Raw genomic sequence first — 21,432 nt, forward strand, 5'->3', positions numbered from 1 at the left:
CATCACCTATTGGCGATCATGGCTGATATATCAGACGCGCTTGCATTAGCGCTTTCCGGGAGGCGCCGCAAGGAAAACCGCCGGCGCGCTTCAGAGTCGCCCCGAAGTTGCCGCTTGACGCGTGACACACCGCGCGACAGCTTGAGCCACCCGAGACGCAACCTTCTGGATCTCCATGACAAAGCTGATCATCTTTACCGACCTGCACATGGTGCCCGAAGGCACGACGATCATCGGTCTCGATCCCTACCAACGCCTTGCCGCCGGCATCGAACACGTCAACCGCTACCATGCGGATGCCGACCGGGTGATCTTCACCGGCGACCTCACCCACTACGCCGATCGCGCTTCCTATGAACGGCTGAAGCGGCTCATCGATCGGCTCGTGCCGCCGGTCGCCATCACCGTCGGCAACCATGACCGGCGCGAGGTTTTTCTCGAAGCCTTCCCCGATGCCGTGGCGGATGAGAACGGTTTCGTGCAGCAGGCGATCGATTTCCCGGACTGCCGCGCCATCCTGCTCGATACGCTCTTTGCTCCGCCCTATGATTATCCCACCAGCCATGCGGGGCTGCTCTGTGCCAGACGTCTTGCCTGGCTCGACCGGCAGCTTGCCGACGCCGGTGACAGGCCGGCGCTGCTGTTCATGCATCACCCGCCACACAGGACGGGCTTTACCGGCATGGACATGATCCGGCTCGCCAATGAGACCGAGTTCTACGATCTCGTCAAAAAGCATCCCAACGTCCGCCATATCTTCGCCGGTCACGTGCACCGCACGATCAGCGGCTCCTCCCGCGGCATTCCCTTCTCGATCTTCAAGAGCCCGGTGCACCAGCAGCCGATGCCCTTCGACGCACCCGACGCCTCCTTGTCCGTCGACGAACCGGCGGCCTACGGCATCGCCGTGGTGACCGACGATGGCGTGCTGGTCCATACCGAGGATTACGAGATTGCCCGCCGGGACGCTGCCATCGCGTGAGGCCATTTCGGACCGCCGGCCTTCATGCTAGTTTGGCGCATGACCCAAACCACCGACGATAGCTTCGACTGCCAAAGCTGCGGCGCCTGTTGCGCCTATTCGGCCGACTGGCCGCGCTTCTCGCTGGAGACGGACGAGGAGCTCGACCTGATCCCGGCGGAATATGTTTCTGCCGATCTCGGGGGCATGCGCTGCGAGGACGATCGTTGCTGCGCGCTCGGCGGTAAGCTCGGCGACCACGTATCGTGCAAGATCTACGCCATCCGCCCGATCGTCTGCCGCACCTGCATGCCCGGCGACGACGAGTGCCTGATGGCGCGCGAGAGGCATTTCGGCAAAGCGGCGTGATCTGCAGCGCCGCGCGTCCTATCAGACGCGCAACGGTCGCTGTAGCCCTTTGAATGGCTGCATGTTTTCTGTCCCTCAAATCGGCCAGGATTTGAGGAGCCATGTAGTAGGATCATCCGGCAGTTTTGCGAAGATTCCGTATTCTCTACGGCGCTACGTCAGCAGCATGGTGAAACATTCCGACAAAAACGAAATTTGCCGGATGGATGTACGGCGGAAGGAAGCGTATTTTCCGCCCATGATCAGGGGCGCAGCGCGCCCTTGGAAACTGCTTCCCGGAGGATAGCGCTCGATGAGCCAGACACCGCTTCAGAAGATCACGACCGAGACCAGCGCGCCGCAGGCTCCCTTCGCCGAGTTCGCTCCGCCGGTGCGACCGCAGAGCACGCTTCGCCAAGCAATCACCGCCGCCTACCGTCGCCCGGAAACCGAGGCGCTGCCAGCACTCGTCGAAGCGGCGACGCTGCCTGCCGCAACCCGCCAGGCAGCCGCCAAGACCGCGCGCAAGCTGATCGAGGCGCTGCGCGCCAAGCACAAGGGCTCCGGCGTCGAGGGTCTGGTGCAGGAATACTCGCTCTCGAGCCAGGAAGGCGTGGCGCTGATGTGCCTGGCCGAAGCGCTGCTGCGCATTCCGGACACCGCAACGCGTGACGCCCTGATTCGCGACAAGATCGCCGACGGCGACTGGAAGTCGCATATCGGCGGCGGCCGCTCGCTGTTCGTCAACGCCGCCACCTGGGGCCTCGTCGTCACCGGCAAGCTCACCTCGACCGTCAACGACCGCAGCCTTTCCGCCGCGCTGACGCGCCTGATCGCCCGTTGCGGCGAGCCGGTCATCCGCCGCGGCGTCGACATGGCGATGCGCATGATGGGCGAACAGTTCGTGACCGGCGAGACCATCGACGAGGCGCTGCGCCGCTCGCGCGCGCTCGAACAGAAGGGCTTCCGCTACTCCTACGACATGCTCGGCGAAGCGGCGACGACGGCGGCCGACGCGGAGCGCTACTACCGCGACTACGAGACGGCGATACACGCCATCGGCAAGGCATCCGCCGGCCGCGGCATCTATGAAGGTCCCGGCATCTCGATCAAGCTTTCGGCACTGCATCCGCGCTATTCCCGCGCCCAGGCCTCGCGCGTCATGAGCGAGCTGCTGCCGAAGGTGAAAGCGCTTGCCGTCATCGCCAAGAAATACGACATCGGCCTCAACATCGACGCCGAGGAAGCCGACCGCCTCGAACTCTCGCTCGACCTGCTCGAAGAACTGTGCCTCGACAAGGACCTCGCCGGCTGGAACGGCATGGGCTTCGTCGTCCAGGCCTACGGCAAGCGCTGCCCCTACGTGCTCGACTTCATCATCGACCTCGCGCGCCGCGCCGGCCGCCGCATCATGGTGCGTCTCGTCAAGGGCGCCTATTGGGACGCCGAGATCAAGCGCGCCCAGCTCGACGGTCTCGAAGACTTCCCGGTCTATACCCGCAAGATCTACACGGACGTCTCCTATATCGCCTGCGCCAAGAAGCTGCTGGCCGCGACCGACGTGATCTTCCCGCAGTTCGCGACCCACAATGCGCAATCGCTGGCGACGATCTACGAGATGGCCGGCAAGGACTTCAAGGTCGGCAAGTACGAGTTCCAGTGCCTGCACGGCATGGGCGAGCCGCTCTATGACGAGGTCGTCGGCAAGGACAATCTCGACCGTCCCTGCCGCATCTATGCGCCCGTCGGCACGCACGAGACCCTGCTTGCCTATCTCGTTCGCCGCCTGCTTGAAAACGGCGCGAACTCCTCCTTCGTCAATCGCATCGCCGACCCAAAGGTCTCGGTTGACGAGCTCATCGCCGATCCGGTCGAGATCGTGCGTGCCATGCCCGTCGTCGGCGCGCCGCATGACCAGATCGCGCTCCCCGACAATCTCTTCGGCGAAGCGCGCCGCAATTCCGCCGGTCTCGATCTCTCGAACGAAGCGGGCCTTGCCTCGCTGACCGCGGCGCTGCAGGCGAGTGCCGCCGTCGACTGGAAGGCCGTTCCGCAACTGGCAACGGGCGCCGCTTCCGGCGAAACGCGCGCCGTCGTCAACCCCGGCGACCACCGCGATGTGGTCGGTGCGGTCACGGAAGCTTCGGAGGCCGACGCCCGCCAGGCCGCGACCCTTGCCGCCAAGGCGGCCGCGAGCTGGGCTGCCGTCTCGCCGGCCGAGCGCGCCGCCTACCTCACGCGCGCTTCCAACCTGATGCAGGCGCGCATGCCGACCCTGCTCGGCCTCATCGCGCGCGAAGCCGGCAAGTCGCTGCCGAACGCCATTGCCGAAGTGCGCGAGGCGATCGACTTCCTGCGCTACTATGCCGAACAGACGCGCCGCACCCTTGGCCCGGCCCATAAGGCGCTTGGACCGATCGTCTGCATCAGCCCATGGAACTTCCCGCTCGCGATCTTCACCGGCCAGATTGCCGCAGCCCTCGTCGCCGGCAACCCGGTGCTGGCAAAACCCGCGGAGGAAACGCCGCTGATCGCCGCCGAAGGCGTGCGCATCCTGCACGAGGCCGGCATTCCCGCCGCCGCGCTGCAACTGCTCCCCGGCGACGGCCGCATCGGCGCCGCCCTGGTGGCCGCGCCGGAAATCGCCGGCGTGATGTTCACCGGCTCGACCGAGGTCGCGCGCCTGATCCAGGCGCAGCTTGCCGACCGGCTGTCGCCGGCCGGCCGACCGATCCCGCTGATTGCCGAGACAGGTGGCCAGAACGCCATGATCGTCGACAGCTCGGCGCTCGCCGAACAGGTGGTCGGCGACGTCATCGCCTCGGCCTTCGACAGCGCCGGCCAGCGCTGCTCGGCGCTGCGCGTTCTCTGCCTGCAGGAAGACGTGGCCGAGCGCACGCTTTCGATGCTGAAGGGCGCGCTGCATGAACTGAAGATCGGCCGCACCGACCGGCTCTCGGTCGATGTCGGCCCGGTCATCACCGCTGAGGCCAAGGGCATCATCGAGAAGCACATCGACGCCATGCGCGGCCTCGGCCGCAAGGTGGAGCAGATCGGCCTTGCTTCCGAAACCGGCCACGGCACTTTCGTTCCGCCGACGATCATCGAGCTCGACAAGCTCTCGGACCTGAAGCGCGAAGTCTTCGGTCCGGTGCTGCACGTCATCCGCTACCGCCGCGACGATCTCGACCAGCTGATCGACGACATCAATGCCACCGGCTATGGGCTGACCTTCGGCCTGCACACGCGCCTCGACGAGACGATCGCCCATGTCACGGCACGGGTGAAGGCGGGCAACCTTTACGTCAACCGCAACGTCATCGGCGCTGTCGTCGGCGTCCAGCCCTTCGGCGGCCGCGGCCTCTCCGGCACCGGCCCGAAGGCCGGCGGCCCACTCTATCTCGGCCGCCTCGTCGCAACCGCTCCGGTGCCGCCGCAGCACAGCTCGGTTCATACAGATCCGGCGCTGCTCGACTTCGCCAAGTGGCTCGACGGCAAGGGCGCAAAGGCCGAAGCCGAAGCCGCCCGCACCGCCGGCAGCAATTCGGCCCTTGGCCTCAACTCCGAGCTTCCGGGACCGGTCGGCGAGCGCAACCTCTATGCCCTGCATCCGCGCGGTCGCGTGCTCCTGGTTCCGGCGACGGAAACCGGCCTCTACCACCAGCTCGCCGCCGCCCTCGCCACCGGCAACACCGTCGTCGTCGATGCCGCTTCCGGTCTGCAGGCCTCGCTGAAGCACCTGCCGGCCAGTGTTTCCGTGCGGCTTTCCTGGTCGAAGGACTGGGCGGCGGACGGCCCCTTCGCCGGCGCCCTTGTCGAGGGTGACGGCGCGCGGGTGCGCGAAGTCTGCAAGGCGATCGCAGGCCTGCCGGGCCCGCTGGTTCTCGTCCAGGCGGCTTCGACCGAAGAGATCGGCAAGAACCCCGACGCCTATTGCCTGAACTGGCTGCTCGAGGAGGTCTCGACCTCGATCAACACCGCTGCCGCCGGCGGCAATGCCAGCCTGATGGCGATCGGCTGATCGGTTCCTGAGATTGTGAAGCGCCCTCTCCCCATCGTGGGAGAGGGAAAGATCTTACTGTCCGCTATGGGACCAGCCGTTGCCCGGATGAAGCCAAACCGTGGTGGCGCCCTTCCCCGCAATCCGTTATCAGCAATGACAAAACGGAAGCGGCCATGTTCACCCTCAAGCGCACAGAAACGGCAACCCAGGACGTCAAGAAGAGCCGCTTTCTGGCAATCGCAGCGCCGGTTGCCGACGAACAGGCAGCGAAGGACTTTCTCGCCTCCCACTCCGACCTAACTGCCAACCACAATTGCTGGGCTTGGCGCATCGGCCAGGCCTATCGCTTCAGCGACGACGGCGAGCCGAGCGGCACGGCCGGCAAGCCGATCCTCGCGGCGATCGACGGCCAGGAACTCGATCGCGTCGCGGTCGTGGTGACGCGCTGGTTCGGCGGCATCCTGCTCGGCAGCGGCGGCCTGGTGCGCGCCTATGGCGGCACAGCGGCGCTCTGCCTCAGGGCTGCGGAAAAGATCGAGATGATCGAAACCGTGCGCGCGACCGTCGCCGTCGATTTTTCCGACATGGCGCTGGTGAAGGCGCGGCTTCTTGCCCGCGACGTGACCATTGCCGGCGAGAGCTTCACGGACAAGGGCCCGGTGCTGACCATCGACCTGCGCAAGGATGAGGCGGAGGCGATCCTCGCGATGGTCGTCGATCTCAGCCGCGGCAAGGCCGTGGTCTCGCTGGACGACTGAGCCCTCGCCGCAGCGCCCTACATCGATACCGAGCCGTCAGCGAAAACTTTATGCGGTTTCCCGCTGCATCTGGCGCTCCAATTTACTCGATCAAGCTCGTCATACCAAAGCGCGTCGCGCTCTTTCGGATTCGCTCCTGGCGCCTTAAGCTTTTGATATTTCGCATGTCGTTATCGCAAATCTGCTGCGCACATTTGCGCGACATGCTTTAGAAGCGCTCCACCGAGCTATGATCGACGACGCACGACAGGAGACAGCACCATGAAGACTCGAGTTCTTGGCAAGACCGGCGCCACCATTTCCGAGATCGGCTTCGGCGCCTGGCAGATCGGCGGCTCCTGGGGCGATGTCAGCGAAGCGGACGGCAAGCGCGCGCTCCATGCCGCACTCGACGCGGGCGTCACCTTCATCGACACGGCCGATGTCTATGGCGACGGCCGATCCGAAAAGATCATCGCGGCCGTTTTGAACGAGCGCGGCGGCGACAAGCCCTTCGTTGCGACCAAGGCCGGCCGCCGGCTCAATCCACATGTCGCGGAAGCTTATACGGGCGAAAACATCGAGGCCTTCATCGATCGCAGCCTCGCCAATCTCGGCGTCGAGACGCTCGACCTCGTGCAGCTTCACTGCCCGCCGACCGAGGTCTATTATCGCCCGGAGCTGTTCGGAGCCTTGGATCGGCTCGTCACCAAGGGCAAGATCCGGCACTACGGCGTATCGGTCGAAAAGGTGGAGGAAGCGCTGAAGGCGATCGAATACCCTGGCGTGGCCACGGTGCAGATCATCTACAACATCTTCCGCCAACGACCGCATGAACTGTTCTTCGCTGAGGCGCAGAAGAAGAATGTCGGCGTCATCGTGCGCGTGCCGCTCGCCTCCGGGCTGCTTTCCGGCAAGATCAGTCGCGAAACCGCCTTTGCGGCCGACGACCATCGCAGCTTCAACCGGCACGGCGAGGCCTTCGATGTCGGCGAGACCTTTGCCGGCGTACCGTTCGAAGCGGCGCTGGAAGCCGTCGAGCAGCTCCGTCCACTGGTGCCCGAGGGCGTGCCGATGGCACAGTTCGCGCTCAACTGGATCCTCGAGCAGCAAGCAGTCTCGGTCGTCATCCCCGGCGCCCGCAACGAGGCGCAGGCGCAATCCAATGCCGCGGCCAGCGGGCTCGCCGCCATCAACGACGAGACCAAGGCTGCGATCGCCACGGTTTACGAACGGCTGGTGAAGGTTCATGTTCATCATCGCTGGTGATTGACACCGCACAAACGCCGGTGAGCCAGGGGGCTGCAATGCCTGATCCCTTCGATCTGCAACGGTTCATCGACGCCCAGCACCGCGTCTATGCCGCGGTTCTGGACGAGCTCACCCTCGGCCGCAAACGGACGCACTGGATGTGGTTCGTCTTCCCGCAACTTGCCGGTCTCGGCCATTCGCCGATGGCCGAGCGCTATGCGATATCGGGTCTCGAAGAAGCATCCGCCTATCTGGCACACCCGGTACTCGGCGCGAGGCTTCGGGAATGCACCGAATGCGTCAATGCGGTTGCGGGAAAATCGGCCCACGACATCTTCTCGAGCCCCGACGACGTGAAATTCCGGTCATCGATGACCTTGTTCGCCGAGGTGGACGAAGCAGGAAGTCTGTTCGAGCAGGCCCTTGAACATTATTTCGCGGGAGAGAAGGATCGGCGCACTTTGGACATCCTGGCGCACCAGCGTTGATATCCGGCGCTCAAGCCTTGGCGGGGCGCCGGTCGGCGGTCAGAGATTCGGTGTCGAGTTGACCAGGAAAAACAGGATCGTGAAGGCACATATCGAGAGGCCCGCGACGATCACCAGCAGTTCTTTCATCATGTAGCGATACATCCGGCACCTCCTTTCCTTCAGTGGCCGCGGTATCTCCTCGAATATAGGAAGTCATTGGGCCAATTCTCAGACACAGGCGTCAAAAGTTCGTGAAGGCGCTTTCCGCTTCTTGTGATCCGGAGTCACCATCCCCCGCAGGCTCCGAGACGGGTTCAACGCCTCCACGAAGTATGCAAATTAGGTTATACTAATATATACTGTTTGTCACCTAACCACTTCGGAGGATTGAACAATTGCTCCTCCCGCCGGTCCACTTGGTGATGGCAAGCATCTGAAACAGCGCGCCGGTTGGGTTGTCTTGCGCTTTCCAGATTTGCACTGGCTTATTTCGGCAGGGACGCTGGCGAGCAAACGTGCTTAGCGGTGGCAGACAACGGTCTACAACGCAAAAATCGACACAGCGAGCGTAGATTGGTGTAAACTATCGAGAAGAAGAATGGCGCACCCGAAGAGATTCGAACTCCTGACCCCCAGATTCGTAGTCTGGTGCTCTATCCAGCTGAGCTACGGGTGCTTTTGCCTGAAGCGGCGGAACCGCTTGCGTGAGCGGTTCTCTAAAGGGTCCTTTCGGGGATTGCAAGCGCCGTTTGGCAAAAAATTTCATTTTTACGACGATGGCCCGACTTGCTGTGGACAGTCACGGTAACGCCGATGCTGCAACGCCCTGAAAATCAGGGCATTGCGCCAGGGAAGCAGGCCCGGAAAAAATCGCGGGCGTCAGACTTTGCCGCGTCTCCGCTTCATTCTGTCTAAGCGCGTCGCAATCTTTCAGATCCGCTGCTTGCGCCTTAGGTTCTTGATGTTTCGCCTGTCGTTATCGCAAACAGCTGCGCACTTTGGCGCGACATGCTTCAGTGACGGAACTTCGAGCGGAAGGCGTCGAGCGGAACCGGCCGGTCGGGCAGCTCGATGCGGAAGAGCGTGCCGGGCGTCGGCTTTTCGACAAGCGCGATCGTGCCGCCATGGGCGAGCACCAGCTCGCGTGCAATCGCGAGACCAAGACCCGTGCCGCCGGAGCGTGCCGAGCCACGGAAGGCGGCGAACAGGTTTTCCCGCGCCTTGGGCGGCATGCCCGGGCCGGTATCGTCGACCGAAATGGTGACGACGCTGCCGACCCGCATGGCGGAAACCGTTACCAGCCGCGGGCGGCCGTCCTCCGGTTCGTGATTGGTCAATGCCTGCACGGCATTGCGGCAGATATTGTGCACCACCCGGAAGAGCTGCTCGCTGTCCGCATCGACCTCGATGTCGTCCTGCATCTGGATCTGGAAATCGATGCCCGCCTGGGGATCGATTGCCAGCAGTTCGGCGACATCGGAAACGAGCGGTTTCAATGCGACGAAGCGGCGATGCGGCTCTGCCTCGGTCGTCCTGCCGTAGGAGAGCACCTCGCGCGTATAACCGACGGCACGGTCGATGGTCCGCAGCAGGGTCGGGGCAAACCGCTTGACCACGGGATCGTCGACATCGGCGAGACGATCGGAGATCAGTTGCGCGGAGGACAGGATGTTGCGCATGTCGTGGTTGATCTTCGACACCGCAAGGCCAAGCTCTGCAAGGCTCTTCTGCTGCTTCAGGGTCTTTTGCAGTTCACGCTGCATGCTGGCGAGGTGCTGACCGGCGACGGCAAGTTCGTCGCGTCCCTCCGGCGGCACGAGCACCCGACCGGGATCGGCCGGATCGTTGGAAAATTCCTGCATGTTCGCCGTCATCCGCCGGATCGGCGTGATCAGCATGCGGTTGATGGCGAGGAAGATCAGCGCCGCGGTGATCAGCGAAATGATGAGCGATAGGACAAAGACGTTGCGCGAATAGACGAGCATCGCCTTGCGCAGGCTCGCATCCTTCATCAGCAGCTCGATCGTCGCGTCGCTTTCGCCGAGCGGCCCATAGACACGGATCACCCGATCGCCGCCGAAGAGCAGGGTATCGAAGGCATCGCGGATGGCGCCAAAAGCGGTCGAATTGGCGACGTCGTACTCGCCCTTGATCTCGAGAGGCATGTCGGTCAGCGCGATCATGCGCGACGCATCCTTGCGCCGAATGACGATCGCCTTCGTGCCGGTCGCCATCAGCGTGTCCTTCTGCACGCTGCGCGGCAGCTCGACATTCTGCAGACCGTCGACGACGACGGCAGCGGCGGCAGCCGTGTTCAGCCGATCCTCCAGCCAACGAATGCGCATGGTCGCGACGGACGGCGCGAAGATCAGCACCTCCGCCAGCATGACGAAGACGATGGTCAGCAGGAGCAGCTTACCGGAAAGACCCCGGAAGAACCCCGCACTCGTCTTCAGTGCCTCGCTTGCCGCTACCGGACGCGTCTCTTCCGCCATGCCTTACAAACTTCCCTGCCCGTCAACAAAAACGCCCGCGACCCCGCACAAGTGCCCGAGCCAAGGGGCTTCGCGCCAGGGGCAATAATAGGAGATGGCCGACCGTTTTCCAATCTCGGAGCGGCCGGGCGGGGTGCGACATAGGTGCGGATATCCTTCAGCGTCACGCCCGTTGGCAGCCGCAAGCACCGCATCCCGATCATCTTCCTTCCCGCATCGCCGAAGCGAAATCCTCGGCGCGCTGCCGCCTCGCTCTGGCCTAGCTGCACAGAATCCGCATCGGTGTAAGTCACCCAGGGAACAGTGGCATCGTCGGGGGGGGGCGCGGCGACGGGCGCGGGCGGCGATGGAGTAGAACGGCTACTGGCGTTCAGGGCAGTTCAAAACAGCGAGCCCGCGGCACCATACGGTACCGCGGGCTCCGAAAACACTTGGCGAGGCAAGGTGTCGCTTAGAACTCTTCCCAGTCGTCCCTCGCGACAGCCGCAGCGGAGCTGCCGCCAAAGGCGCGGGCGACGTTGCCCATCATGCGACGCGCCGGCGATTCGACGGCGCGGGTGGTTTCGCGCGCCACGGCCATCGGCCTTGCCGCGGTGTTGTCCACCTTGAAGTAGGCGATCAGGTTGGCGAGGTTGTTGGCCTCGGCGGAGAGCTTGTGGGTGGCGGCATTCGCCTCCTCCACCATAGCCGCATTCTGCTGCGTCACCTGGTCCATCTGGTTGACGGCGGTGCTGACTTCGCTCAAGCCCGTCGACTGCTCGCGCGCCGCCGTTGCGATCGAATGGATATGGTCGTTGATCTTCAGGACGCGATCTTCGATCTCACCGAGCGCGGAACCGGTTTCTTGCACCAGCCGGACACCGGTCGCCACTTCGCTGCCGGACTTCGAGATCAGTGTCTTGATGTCCTTGGCCGCACTTGCGGCGCGCTGCGCCAGCTCGCGCACTTCCTGTGCAACGACGGCAAAGCCCTTGCCGGCATCACCGGCACGCGCCGCCTCGACGCCGGCATTCAGTGCCAGAAGGTTGGTCTGGAAGGCGATTTCGTCGATCACGTTGGTGATCTGGCCGATCTCGCTCGACGCCTGCTCGATACGGCCCATGGCGTCGACGGCATTGCGCACGACTGCGGCTGATTGCGCCGCGCTATGCTTGGCCTCATTGACCATGACGGTCGCTTCCTGCGCCCGCTCGGTCGAGTTCTTCACGGCAACGGTGATCTCGTCGAGTGCGGCCGAGGTTTCCTCGAGCGCTGCCGCCTGCTGCTCGGTGCGCTTCGACAGATCGTCGGCGGCCGCCCGCAGTTCGGACGAGTTGCCGTTGATCGTGTCGGTCGTCACGCGAACTTCGCGGAGCGTCTTCTGCAGGGTCGACAGCGTTTCGTTGACGTTCTTCTGCAGCTCGGCGAAGGCACCCTGGAAATGGCCGTTCATGCTCTGGGTCAGGTCGCCGCCCGCCAGGCTGGCGACGACCCGGCGGGTCTCGGCGATGCCGGCATCGACGCTACCGACCAGTTCGTTGACGCTTGCGGCGAACCGGTTGAGATCGTCGTTCTCATAGTCCTTGCCGATGCGCTTGGTGAAATCGCCGGCGGCCGCGGCCGCCACGACGACACCGATGCTCGACTGCAGATCGGCGCTCTTTTCACGCAGCACCGCTTCCTGCGCGTTGAGGTCGCGAACGGCGAGACCGTTCTGCTTGAAGACCTGAACGGCCTCAGCCATTTCGCCGATCTCGTCCCTGCGGCCGGCGAAGGGCACGTCGACCGTGAGATCGCCGCCGGCGAGTTGCTTCATCTTGCCAGTCAGTTCGAGAATCGGGCGGCTCAAATGATTCGTTGCGATATAGAAGGCCGCGCCGAGGCCGGCGAGCATGCCGAGGCCGGCGATACCGAGGATAACGATGACCACCGAGCGCTCGAAGATCGCGACCTCCGCGGTGACGACTTCGAGTGTCTTCAGGTTGATATCGGCGACGGAGTCGATCTGCTCCTGGAAGGCCTTGCGGTTCGCCCGGTTGGCATCGTTGTTGCCCTGCTCGCTGGCGGCCTGGGGCGAGACCTGTTCGCCGAGGCGCGCCGTTTCCGCCCGGAACGTCCTGAACTCGTTGGCGCGATTGACCAGCGTATCAAAGGAGGCTTGCGTGTCGGCGGGGATCAGCAGGCGCCACTCGGCAAGCAGCGTATCGATCTTGTCGAGATTGGTGCGAATGCCCTCGGCAAAGGACTTGGCCTTTTCGACGGTCGGAGCGGCGTAGATGCCGCGCGATTCCATCACCACCGCTGTCACCAGGCGGTTCAGGCGTTCCGCCTTGAAGGCGCGCGCCGCGACATTTTCGTATTGATGGAATTTCTCGTTGTACTTGGCGACCGCCACGAGCGACATTCCGGTCACCGCAACCGCCAGCAGGCTCATGATCCCGACGATCAGATAGATTTTACCGCGTATTTTCATCCCGACCTCCACGAGGCCGCGAAGCCTGTCCGTTTATCGGACATCTCGCCACCCCATTGCACCGGGGAGACCCTAAAATAGCCCTGGTTAACAAAGGTCGTCGCGCCGGCCGGCATTCTGGGGAGCGCCGATTAGCGTTCTGTTTACCAATCTCGGCTAGTTGCACGCCTTTTCGCGCGCGTATGAATCGCCTCGATCGAGCGCGCCAGTCACTTTTGCGATGCCGCTGCCACTGAATCGCCGGCCGCAATTGACTTTGCGGGAATTTTCCTCTTATAAGCCGCGCACGTCCGGTCAAGCCCTCCTGCCCGAGAAGGCGGAGCCGTGCCCGGTAACGTAAACGCTCCTTGCTACACGCAAACCCAAGAAGGGCCGCACACCGCGGTATTAAATAAATGAAGCGTACCTACCAACCGTCCAAGCTTGTCCGCAAGCGTCGCCACGGCTTCCGTTCGCGTATGGCTACCAAGGGTGGCCAGAAGGTCCTCGCAGCCCGCCGGGCTCGTGGCCGCAAGCGTCTTTCGGCTTAAGCCGAAACTGCCCGAAACCAGTGTCCGGGCACATGACGTCAGATAAAGACAAAACGACTGTCGGGCGGCTGAAAAGCCGTCCGCAGTTTTTGGCCGTTCGGGCAGGAGAAAGCCGTAGAGGCCCGCTGTTTCTCCTCGAAGTGCTCGACCGCAACGATCCGGAAGGCGAGGCCCGCGTCGGCTTCACCGTTACCAAGAAACACGGCAATGCCGTCGAGCGAAACCGGATGCGCCGACGCCTGAAAGAGGCGGTGCGGCTTTCCGCCGGGTTTGCAATGAAACCCGGACACGACTATGTGATTGTCGCCCGACGCGATCTCCTGAACGCCCCCTTCGACGCCTTGACCCGGGGGCTTCGCGAGCGCATCGAAAACAAGCCGAAACAGAAGCGGCCGCCGGCCGGTTCCAGGAAACCATGATGGAAAAAAACCGCAACTATTTCGTGGCGATTGGCCTGTCCGTGCTGATCCTCATTGCCTGGCAGTTCCTTTACGTCAATCCGAAGATGGAGAGGGACCGCATCGCCGCGGAACAGGCGCAGCTGGGACAACAGGCCAAGCCCCAGCCCGGTACCCAACCGGCGACATCGGGGCAGGCTCTGCCGGGCAGCGGCGCAATTCCGGGCACTGGTGAAAACCGTGACCAGGCAATTGCCAAATCGGCGCGCGTTGCGATCGACACGCCGGCTCTTTCCGGCTCCATCAACCTGACCGGTGCCCGTTTCGACGACCTCAAGCTCAAGGAATACCGCGAGACGGTCGATCCGAAGAGCCCGGTCATCACTCTCTTCAGCCCGGCCGAGACGACCGACGGTTACTTTGCCGAACTCGGTTATGTCGGCAGCGATGCGACCGGCAGCGTGCCGGGCCCGCAGACCGTCTGGACGCTTTCCGGCGGCGACAAGCTCACCGCTGCGACCCCGGTAACGCTGACCTTCACCAACGAGAAGGGCGTCACCTTCACCCGCACGATCTCGGTCGACGAGCACTACATGTTCCAAGTGGTCGACAGCATCAAGAACGGTGCGGCCGAGCCCTTGACCCTTTCCTCCTATGGCCGCGTGACTCGCTTCAACAAGCCGACGACACCGAGCATCTACGTGCTGCACGAAGGCTTCATCGGCGTCATTGGCGAAAACGGCCTGCAGGAAGTCGGCTATTCGAAGATCGAGGACGACAAGGCTGTCGAGCCGGGCAAGGCGACCGGCGGCTGGCTCGGCATCACCGACAAATACTGGGCGACTGCGATCGTCCCGCCGCAGGCGACCCCTTACGACACCCGCTTCTCGCACTTCACCGATGGTCGCGGCCGCTACCAGAGTGACTATAAGAGCGATGCCGTCACCATCGCCGCGGGCCAGACGTCCGAGGTCAAGAACCTCGTTTTCGCCGGCGCCAAGGAAGTTCCCGTTGTCGACAATTACGAGGTCGCTTACTCGATCCCCAACTTCGACAAGCTGATCGACTGGGGCTGGTTCTACTTCATCACCAAGCCGATGTTCAAAATGATGGATTTCTTCTTCCGTCTGTTCGGCAACTTCGGCATCGCGATCCTGATCACCACGATCGTCGTCAAGGGTCTCTTCTTCCCGCTCGCCAACAAGCAATACGCATCGATGGCGAACATGAAGAAGGTTCAGCCGAAGATGGAAGAACTGAAGAAGAAGTTCGGCGACGACCGCATGGGCCTGCAGCAGGCGATGATGCAGCTCTACAAGGAAGAGAAGATCAATCCGCTGGCGGGCTGCTGGCCGATCCTCATCCAGATCCCGGTGTTCTTCGCGCTCTACAAGGTGATCTACATCACCATCGAGATGCGCCACGCGCCGTTCTTCGGCTGGATCCGCGACCTCTCGGCACCCGATCCGACAACGATCGTCAACCTCTTCGGCCTGCTGCCCTTCGACGGTCCAGCCTTCCTGCATCTCGGCGTCTGGCCGATCATCATGGGCATCACGATGTTCGTGCAGATGCGCATGAACCCGACGCCTCCGGACCCGACCCAGGCAATGCTGTTCACCTGGATGCCCGTGGTCTTTACCTTCATGCTGGCATCCTTCCCGGCCGGCCTGGTGATCTACTGGGCCTGGAACAACACCCTTTCGGTGCTGCAGCAGTCGATCATCATGAAGCGCCAGGGCGTGAAGATCGAGCTCTTGGACAACCTGAAGAGCCTGTTCACAAAGAAGCCCAAGCCGGCGGAATGACGCCAGCCGCCACGACAATCCCAGAGCCCCGGACCCAAGGTCCGGGGCTCTTTCGTTTTGACGCCAGCGCGCGACACGTTATGGCGTTGACGCGGGCGCGCAGGGCAGGCATCAGGCGCTATCGAAATCACTGCGCCTCGCTCCAGGACAATTTGCCATGACCGACCCGTCGGCCACCTCCGCTCCGTTCGCCGCCAGCGAGAAGCTTGGCGCCCTGCTCGTCTTCGGCTCCGCCTTCTTCTGGAGCTTCGGAGGGGCGATCGCCCGGTTCCTGGAGATCCCCGACAGCTGGACGATCGTTTTCTGGCGTTGCCTCTTCGCCGGCCTCTTCCTGCTCGCCTTCATGCTGGTGCGCGACGGACCACGCGGTACGCTTGCGCTTTTCAAGGGCATGGGCTGGCCGGGGGTCGCTGTCGGACTCTGCTTCACCATTGCTTCAACCTCCTTCATCATCGCCATTTCCTACACGACCATCGCCAATGTCGTGCTGCTCGGCGCCGGCGTGCCGCTGTTTGCAGCGCTGATGAGCTGGGTTCTGTTTCGCGAACGGGTCTCGCGTTTCACTTGGGGCGCGATTACCGCCGTCATCGTCGGGGTCGCGATCATGGTGTCGGAGAGCCTGACGGGCAGCGTGTCGCCGATCGGCGATGCGCTGGCACTGCTGATCCCCGTGGTCTTCGCGCTGGCAACCGTCATCACGCGCCGCTACCCGCACGTGCGGATGACGCCGGCCACCTGCTTCGGCTGCTTCGCCGCCAGCGCCATTGCGGCAAGCCAGTCGTCCGGGCTTGCGGTGACTTCGAGCGAGCTCGCCCTGCTCTTCGTCTTCGGCGCCTTCAACCTCGGGCTTGGCATGGCGCTCTTCGTCACCGGCGCCCGGCTGGTGCCTTCGGCGCTGGCGGCGCTGCTCGGCACCGCCGAGACCGTGCTCGGCCCCGTCTGGGTCGCGATCATCCACGGCGAAGTACCGAGCGGCCGGACGATCGTCGGCGGCACCTTCATCTTCCTGGCGCTGCTTGCCTATCTCTTCAACGAGTTCCGACGGGCGCAAACCATCCCCACGCGGCCGGTCCGCACGCCGACGCCTTGACATCCACGACCAAAACCGGGAAGCCATGAGCTTTCTCGATGAAGGACCGACCGCCGATGGCCGAAACCAGAACCAAAGACGACAAGCCGCTGTTCGGCCGGCCGTGGATTTTCATTCGCGGCGTGCCCGCCATGAAATTCCTGCCGCCGGAAGGGCCGGTGGAAATCGCCTTTGCCGGCCGCTCGAACGTCGGCAAGTCGTCACTGATCAATGCCCTGGTCGGCCACAAGGGACTGGCAAGAACCTCGAACACGCCGGGGCGCACGCAAGAGCTCAACTACTTCGTGCCCGACGGATTTTCGGGCGAGGCCGACGATCTGCCGCCGATGGCGCTCGTCGACATGCCCGGCTACGGCTATGCCCAGGCGCCGAAGGAGCAGGTCGACGCCTGGACGAAGCTGGTGTTCGACTATCTGCGCGGCCGCTCGACGCTGAAGCGCGTCTATGTGCTGATCGATGCCCGCCACGGCATCAAGAAGAACGACGAGGAGGTCCTCGGCCTGCTCGACAAGGCGGCCGTCTCCTACCAGATCGTCCTCACCAAGACCGACAAGATCAAGGCCGCCGGCGTGCCGCGGCTGATCGCCGAAACGCTCGACAAGATCAAGAAGCGCCCCGCCGCCTTCCCCGAGGTACTTTCAACCTCCTCGGAAAAGGGCGAGGGCATCGACGAACTGCGCGCCGCGATCGGCACGGCGATCGCCCGCTAAGGCGATCCCAGAAACCGTTCGAAGCGCACCGTGACGTGCGCGCCGCGCAGAGGTCAATCAGCTCAAAGTCTTTGATCTCTGTCACTACCCCGACATGCAATATGCTCTATCTCTGCGTTGCGTCCGGATCGGTGGCGCGGCCAGAGATAGGAGAGACACATGTCCGAATTGATCGTTGTCGGATTCGATTCCCCTGAGGAAGCCGACAGGGTTCTGGTCCGGCTCGCCGGGCTGAAGAAGGAATACCTGATCGACCTCGAGGACGCGGTCGTCGTCGTGCGCGACACGGAAGGCAAGGTTCATCTCAAGCAGAGCCTGAACCTGACAGCTGTCGGCGCAACGTCCGGGCTGCTTTCCGGTTCGCTCTGGGGCGGGCTCGTCGGTCTTCTGTTCCTCAACCCGCTGGCGGGCTTTGCGATCGGCGGCGCGCTCGGCGCCGGTGCCGGCGCCCTTTCCGGATCGCTGACCGACTACGGCATCGACGACGAGTTCATCGAATCGCTCGGCAACACCATCCCGAACAATTCCTCGGCACTGTTCATCCTCGTGCGCAAGGTCCAGCCCGAGAAGGTGCTCGCCGAATTCCCGGATCTGCGCGGCCGTGTCCTGAAGACGTCGCTTTCGCCGGAGCAGGAGAAAAAGCTGCAGGCAGCGCTTTCCGGCGCAGCCGCAGCCGCAGCCTCGCCGCCGGCCGGGTCGTTCTGAACGTCCGACGCTACGCTCCCCCAGCAAGAGTGCTTAGCTGGATTTGACCGCCGGTACGAAGGCAAGCGCCAGGCCATTGATGCAATGGCGCTTGCCGGTCGGCGGTGGTCCGTCATCGAAAATATGGCCAAGGTGCCCGCCGCAGCGGCGGCAATGGCACTCCGTGCGGGTCATGAACAGGGACGTATCCGTTCGCGTTGCCACGGCACCGGGCAGTGATTGCCAGAAGCTCGGCCAACCGGTGCCGCTGTCATACTTCGCCTCGGAAGAATAAAGTGGAAGCGCACAGCCGGCACATTGGAAGATGCCCTTGCGCTTCTCGCGGTTGAGCGCGCTGGTGAAGGGACGTTCCGTATCCTCATGCCGCAGGATCCGGTACTGGTCGTCCGTCAGGATCGCCCGCCATTCGTCATCGGTCTTGACGATTTCGAAGGCCTGCGCCGTACGCGCCGAGGCAAAGAGCGTGAAGCCACGGGTCGCCGCCGCCGCGGTGAGCACGCTAGTACCTGCCATCAAGAGGACGCGCCGACTGATCATGGACCTCCTTTCGGCCCCGTGCTCGAGGTCAGAACTTTCGCGCCTTGCCGACAGCGATAAATGGCCCCGTCGGCGATCCGGTCGGCGAGCCTCCCGGGGCCTCGACGCTGACGGCGAAGACCGACCCGGCGGACATTCTTTCCTGATACAGGGACGGAACGGCGATCTCGCCCTCGCCCGTCTGCGGCAGAACGCCAAGCGAGATCGCAGGATTGTTGCCGTTGACAAGCCAGAGTTCGAGGGATTTCTGCTCAGGCTGCATGGCGGCAATCGGCGTCAATTTCAGATGCCCCGTGACCCGGTCGAAGCGGGCGACGAGGTCGATGGCATTGCCCTTGCCTGACAATTCGGCCACCAGCGACGCTTTGGTCGTCGGCGCCTCGAAGAGACCGGCCATGGAAGCACCCATCATCGCGAGGGCCGCGAGCGACGCCAGCGCGAGGTTGCGCCACAGTGCCAGCGACCTCCAGAGCCCTCGGCGTTGCCCCACCGATGCTGGTCTCGACTGCTCGATAAACCGCCGCTCGCTGGCGGAAAGCATTCTGGGAGGTGGCGCGAGCGCCTCGTAGGCTTCATCGAAGGACGATAGATTGCTCTGCCACCGGTCGACCATGGCGGCAAAATTGCGATCGGAGACAAGGCGGGCCTCGACCTTGCGGCGGTCGTCGGCAGACAGGACGCCGAGCACATATTCCCCGGCGATCACTTCGTCGCGGCGGAAATCCCGGCCCTCTGGGGTTGGTGCAGTCATCGCTCCCTACGCTCTCGTACCTTCATGAGGCTACGCCTCAACCAAGACCGCATCGTGTCCAGCGCGTTGTGAAAACCTCCTCCACCTCCCGGCAAGCAGGACTTTCGCCGCACAGTGCCTGCAGTCCTTCGAGCTCCTCCCTGCAGGCATCGATCCGCCTGCCCCGTGTGCTCGAAAACCGCCGATTTTTCCGGATCCGCAGCAGGATCAGCCAAATTGCGGGCTTCGTCAATCGCGTTCCCTGCTGGTTTGCACCTGTCGACAAGGTAGGGCACGATGCGGCGCGTACCAGCCTTGTCATTCCGGTTTTATCTTGCTCACCGATCATTCCATCGGTCCGGAACTTGCGCTAAACAGCAGCCGGTATTTTTCGAGGGTCCGCCATGTCCGCCAATGAAAGTGAAATCCAGGCACGCCTGCTCACCCAGGCCCTGCCTTATATGCAGCGTTACGAAAACAAGACGATCGTCGTCAAATATGGCGGCCACGCCATGGGCAACACCGAGCTCGGCCGCGCCTTTGCCAGCGACATCGCACTGTTGAAGCAGTCAGGCGTCAACCCGATCGTCGTGCATGGCGGCGGCCCGCAGATCGGCGCGATGCTGACGAAGATGGGCATCGAATCGAAGTTCGAGGGCGGCCTGCGCGTCACCGACGAGAAGACGGTCGAGATCGTCGAGATGGTGCTTGCCGGCTCGATCAACAAGGAGATCGTCGCGCTCATCAACCAGACGGGCGAGTGGGCGATCGGCCTTTGCGGCAAGGACGGCAACATGGTCTTCGCCGAAAAGGCCCGCAAGACCATCAAGGACCCGGACTCCAATATCGAGCGCGTCCTCGACCTCGGCTTCGTCGGCGAAGTGGTCGAAGTCGACCGCACGCTGATCGACCTGCTCGCCCGCTCGGAAATGATCCCGGTCATCGCGCCGGTGGCACCGGGCCGCGACGGCCACACCTACAACATCAATGCCGACACCTTCGCCGGCGCGATCGCCGGTGCACTGAACGCCACACGCCTTCTGTTCCTGACGGACGTTCCGGGCGTTCTCGACAAGCAGGGCAACCTGATCAAGGAACTCTCGGTCGCCCAGGCCCGCGCATTGATCGCCGACGGCACGATCTCCGGCGGCATGATCCCGAAGGTCGAGACCTGCATCGACGCGATCAAGGCGGGCGTCCAGGGCGTCGTCATCCTCAACGGCAAGACGGCCCATTCGGTGCTGCTCGAAATCTTCACCGAGCGCGGCGCCGGCACGCTGATCGTGCCCTGAACGGCTTGAGCGACCTGGTAGCAAACAAAGAAGCGGGAGAGGCTCGATGCCTTCTCCCGCTTTCCTTTTGAAGGGGCGATATCCGATCAGCCCTTGTAGATCTCCGTCGCCGCAGCCTTCAACTTTTCCATCATCGCCCGGTAGGGGCCGGGGCCATAGCTGATGCGCGCGACGCCGGCGCGGGCGAGCGCCTTCAGATCCGGGGCGGCCGGCCGCATCATGATGTTGACCGGCAGGCTGGAGGCGGCGCAGACCTTGGCGATCAGGTCTTCATCGACCAGCCACGGCACGAAGAAGCCGTTGGCGCCCGCTTCGGCATAGGCCCTGCCGCGCGCGATCGCCTCGTCGACGAGGCCGGCATGCCGCGTCTCGTCGCCTTCCTGCAGGAACAGGTCGGTGCGCGCGTTGATGAACAGCGGGATGCCCCGCCGGTCGGCCATCTCGCGGATGGCACGGATGCGCGCCGCCTGCTTTTCTACCGGATGCATACCGCCCTTGCCGACAATCTGATCTTCGAAGTTGATGCCGATGGCACCGACGTCGAGGATGCGGGAAACGTTGGCAGCGCCGGTTGCCGGATCGTCGGAATAGGCACCCTCGAAGTCCACCGTGACGGGCAGTTCCGTGGAGGCAACGATCAGCCGCGCCACGTCGGCGAGCCAGGCCATCGGCACCTTCTCGCCATCGCCGAACCCATGGGCCGCGGCCACCGACCAGCTCCCGGTCGCAAGCGCCTTGGCGCCGGCTTCGGCCACGGCCTTGGCACTGCCGGCGTCCCAGATGTTGTAGAGCACCACCGGATCGCCCTTCCGGTGCAGGGCAGCAAAGGCGACCGCCTTTTCCTTCTGGTTCATCGTATTTCCTCCACGAAGCCCATGAGCGCGTATTCCTGGAACGCGGTGACAGCTGCCTTCC

Annotated in this window: 18 protein-coding genes and 1 tRNA gene; 13 read left to right on the forward strand and 6 right to left on the reverse strand. The window is 63.5% G+C overall.

What is annotated here, in order from left to right; genetic code table 11:
* Window positions 1–175 precede the first annotated feature (175 nt).
* The 6 genes from spdA to AC0C6X_RS03210 all read left to right on the forward strand — a co-directional run bounded on the left by spdA (window position 176) and on the right by AC0C6X_RS03210 (window position 7,788).
* Window positions 176–982, forward strand: a complete 807-nt coding sequence (gene spdA, locus AC0C6X_RS03185; RefSeq protein WP_247958186.1) for a 2', 3'cyclic nucleotide phosphodiesterase SpdA — start codon at window positions 176–178, stop codon at window positions 980–982.
* Window positions 983–1,021: 39 nt separating this feature from the next.
* Window positions 1,022–1,330: a YkgJ family cysteine cluster protein gene (locus tag AC0C6X_RS03190; protein ID WP_173515406.1), complete on the forward strand. Its 309-nt coding sequence runs from the start codon at window positions 1,022–1,024 to the stop codon at window positions 1,328–1,330.
* A gap of 292 nt (window positions 1,331–1,622) precedes the next feature.
* Complete coding sequence (gene putA, locus AC0C6X_RS03195; protein ID WP_472951902.1) at window positions 1,623–5,330, forward strand: trifunctional transcriptional regulator/proline dehydrogenase/L-glutamate gamma-semialdehyde dehydrogenase; 3,708 nt, start codon at window positions 1,623–1,625, stop codon at window positions 5,328–5,330.
* Between the two features lie 155 nt (window positions 5,331–5,485).
* Window positions 5,486–6,070 (forward strand): IMPACT family protein, encoded by a 585-nt coding sequence (locus AC0C6X_RS03200; protein WP_173515404.1) that lies wholly within the window; start codon window positions 5,486–5,488, stop codon window positions 6,068–6,070.
* A 261-nt stretch (window positions 6,071–6,331) separates the two neighbouring features.
* Window positions 6,332–7,318 carry an aldo/keto reductase gene (locus AC0C6X_RS03205; protein ID WP_472951903.1) on the forward strand — a complete coding sequence of 329 codons (987 nt, stop codon included), beginning with the start codon at window positions 6,332–6,334 and terminating at the stop codon, window positions 7,316–7,318.
* Window positions 7,319–7,356: 38 nt separating this feature from the next.
* A complete protein-coding gene (locus AC0C6X_RS03210; protein ID WP_247958190.1) occupies window positions 7,357–7,788 on the forward strand; it encodes a DUF1810 domain-containing protein in 432 nt (143 codons plus the stop codon).
* Window positions 7,789–8,369: 581 nt separating this feature from the next.
* Here AC0C6X_RS03210 and AC0C6X_RS03215 read toward each other — a convergent pair.
* The 3 genes from AC0C6X_RS03215 to AC0C6X_RS03225 all read right to left on the reverse strand — a co-directional run bounded on the left by AC0C6X_RS03215 (window position 8,370) and on the right by AC0C6X_RS03225 (window position 12,717).
* Window positions 8,370–8,446 (reverse strand) — tRNA-Arg (locus tag AC0C6X_RS03215).
* Window positions 8,447–8,783: 337 nt separating this feature from the next.
* Complete coding sequence (locus AC0C6X_RS03220) at window positions 8,784–10,265, reverse strand: sensor histidine kinase (RefSeq protein WP_173515401.1); 1,482 nt, start codon at window positions 10,263–10,265, stop codon at window positions 8,784–8,786.
* Window positions 10,266–10,716: 451 nt separating this feature from the next.
* A complete protein-coding gene (locus tag AC0C6X_RS03225) occupies window positions 10,717–12,717 on the reverse strand; it encodes a methyl-accepting chemotaxis protein (protein ID WP_247958191.1) in 2,001 nt (666 codons plus the stop codon).
* A gap of 395 nt (window positions 12,718–13,112) precedes the next feature.
* On the opposite strand from AC0C6X_RS03225, the gene rpmH reads away from it, so the two are divergent.
* The 6 genes from rpmH to AC0C6X_RS03255 all read left to right on the forward strand — a co-directional run bounded on the left by rpmH (window position 13,113) and on the right by AC0C6X_RS03255 (window position 17,958).
* Entirely contained in the window at window positions 13,113–13,247 is a 135-nt protein-coding gene (rpmH, locus tag AC0C6X_RS03230) for a 50S ribosomal protein L34 (protein WP_077962533.1), read from the forward strand.
* Between the two features lie 20 nt (window positions 13,248–13,267).
* Window positions 13,268–13,666 carry a ribonuclease P protein component gene (rnpA, locus tag AC0C6X_RS03235; protein ID WP_173515399.1) on the forward strand — a complete coding sequence of 133 codons (399 nt, stop codon included), beginning with the start codon at window positions 13,268–13,270 and terminating at the stop codon, window positions 13,664–13,666.
* On the forward strand, window positions 13,666–15,453 hold the full coding sequence (yidC, locus tag AC0C6X_RS03240; protein ID WP_472951907.1) for a membrane protein insertase YidC: 1,788 nt from the start codon (window positions 13,666–13,668) through the stop codon (window positions 15,451–15,453). Before rnpA ends, yidC begins: the two co-directional genes overlap by 1 nt.
* 157 nt (window positions 15,454–15,610) lie before the next feature.
* Window positions 15,611–16,543, forward strand: a complete 933-nt coding sequence (locus AC0C6X_RS03245; protein WP_247958193.1) for a DMT family transporter — start codon at window positions 15,611–15,613, stop codon at window positions 16,541–16,543.
* A gap of 56 nt (window positions 16,544–16,599) precedes the next feature.
* A complete protein-coding gene (gene yihA, locus AC0C6X_RS03250) occupies window positions 16,600–17,253 on the forward strand; it encodes a ribosome biogenesis GTP-binding protein YihA/YsxC (RefSeq protein WP_173515396.1) in 654 nt (217 codons plus the stop codon).
* Between the two features lie 159 nt (window positions 17,254–17,412).
* A complete protein-coding gene (locus AC0C6X_RS03255; RefSeq protein ID WP_472951909.1) occupies window positions 17,413–17,958 on the forward strand; it encodes a DUF1269 domain-containing protein in 546 nt (181 codons plus the stop codon).
* 33 nt (window positions 17,959–17,991) lie between these two features.
* On the opposite strand, the gene msrB is transcribed toward AC0C6X_RS03255, so the two are convergent.
* Both msrB and AC0C6X_RS03265 read right to left on the reverse strand, forming a co-directional pair.
* Window positions 17,992–18,495, reverse strand: a complete 504-nt coding sequence (gene msrB / locus AC0C6X_RS03260; protein ID WP_472951911.1) for a peptide-methionine (R)-S-oxide reductase MsrB — start codon at window positions 18,493–18,495, stop codon at window positions 17,992–17,994.
* A gap of 28 nt (window positions 18,496–18,523) precedes the next feature.
* Entirely contained in the window at window positions 18,524–19,246 is a 723-nt protein-coding gene (locus AC0C6X_RS03265; protein ID WP_247958196.1) for an anti-sigma factor, read from the reverse strand.
* Window positions 19,247–19,629: 383 nt separating this feature from the next.
* Here AC0C6X_RS03265 and argB point away from each other — a divergent pair, with 383 nt between their 5' ends.
* Complete coding sequence (gene argB / locus AC0C6X_RS03270; protein ID WP_173515392.1) at window positions 19,630–20,517, forward strand: acetylglutamate kinase; 888 nt, start codon at window positions 19,630–19,632, stop codon at window positions 20,515–20,517.
* Window positions 20,518–20,603: 86 nt separating this feature from the next.
* On the opposite strand, the gene AC0C6X_RS03275 is transcribed toward argB, so the two are convergent.
* Entirely contained in the window at window positions 20,604–21,371 is a 768-nt protein-coding gene (locus AC0C6X_RS03275; protein WP_173515391.1) for an isocitrate lyase/PEP mutase family protein, read from the reverse strand.
* Window positions 21,372–21,432: the final 61 nt, after the last annotated feature.

It is taken from the genome of Ensifer sp. VA4, from assembly GCF_055710065.1.

Bases quoted from the DNA above. Each gene is read 5' to 3' on its own strand.
- spdA (WP_247958186.1), top strand. From the start codon at position 176: ATGACAAAGCTGATCATCTTTACCGACCTGCACATGGTGCCCGAAGGC.
- AC0C6X_RS03190 (WP_173515406.1), top strand. From the start codon at position 1,022: ATGACCCAAACCACCGACGATAGCTTCGACTGCCAAAGCTGCGGCGCC.
- putA (WP_472951902.1), top strand. From the start codon at position 1,623: ATGAGCCAGACACCGCTTCAGAAGATCACGACCGAGACCAGCGCGCCG.
- AC0C6X_RS03200 (WP_173515404.1), top strand. From the start codon at position 5,486: ATGTTCACCCTCAAGCGCACAGAAACGGCAACCCAGGACGTCAAGAAG.
- AC0C6X_RS03205 (WP_472951903.1), top strand. From the start codon at position 6,332: ATGAAGACTCGAGTTCTTGGCAAGACCGGCGCCACCATTTCCGAGATC.
- AC0C6X_RS03210 (WP_247958190.1), top strand. From the start codon at position 7,357: ATGCCTGATCCCTTCGATCTGCAACGGTTCATCGACGCCCAGCACCGC.
- AC0C6X_RS03220 (WP_173515401.1), bottom strand. From the start codon at position 10,265: ATGGCGGAAGAGACGCGTCCGGTAGCGGCAAGCGAGGCACTGAAGACG.
- AC0C6X_RS03225 (WP_247958191.1), bottom strand. From the start codon at position 12,717: ATGAAAATACGCGGTAAAATCTATCTGATCGTCGGGATCATGAGCCTG.
- rpmH (WP_077962533.1), top strand. From the start codon at position 13,113: ATGAAGCGTACCTACCAACCGTCCAAGCTTGTCCGCAAGCGTCGCCAC.
- yidC (WP_472951907.1), top strand. From the start codon at position 13,666: ATGGAAAAAAACCGCAACTATTTCGTGGCGATTGGCCTGTCCGTGCTG.
- AC0C6X_RS03245 (WP_247958193.1), top strand. From the start codon at position 15,611: ATGACCGACCCGTCGGCCACCTCCGCTCCGTTCGCCGCCAGCGAGAAG.
- yihA (WP_173515396.1), top strand. From the start codon at position 16,600: ATGGCCGAAACCAGAACCAAAGACGACAAGCCGCTGTTCGGCCGGCCG.
- AC0C6X_RS03255 (WP_472951909.1), top strand. From the start codon at position 17,413: ATGTCCGAATTGATCGTTGTCGGATTCGATTCCCCTGAGGAAGCCGAC.
- msrB (WP_472951911.1), bottom strand. From the start codon at position 18,495: ATGATCAGTCGGCGCGTCCTCTTGATGGCAGGTACTAGCGTGCTCACC.
- AC0C6X_RS03265 (WP_247958196.1), bottom strand. From the start codon at position 19,246: ATGACTGCACCAACCCCAGAGGGCCGGGATTTCCGCCGCGACGAAGTG.
- argB (WP_173515392.1), top strand. From the start codon at position 19,630: ATGTCCGCCAATGAAAGTGAAATCCAGGCACGCCTGCTCACCCAGGCC.
- AC0C6X_RS03275 (WP_173515391.1), bottom strand. From the start codon at position 21,371: ATGAACCAGAAGGAAAAGGCGGTCGCCTTTGCTGCCCTGCACCGGAAG.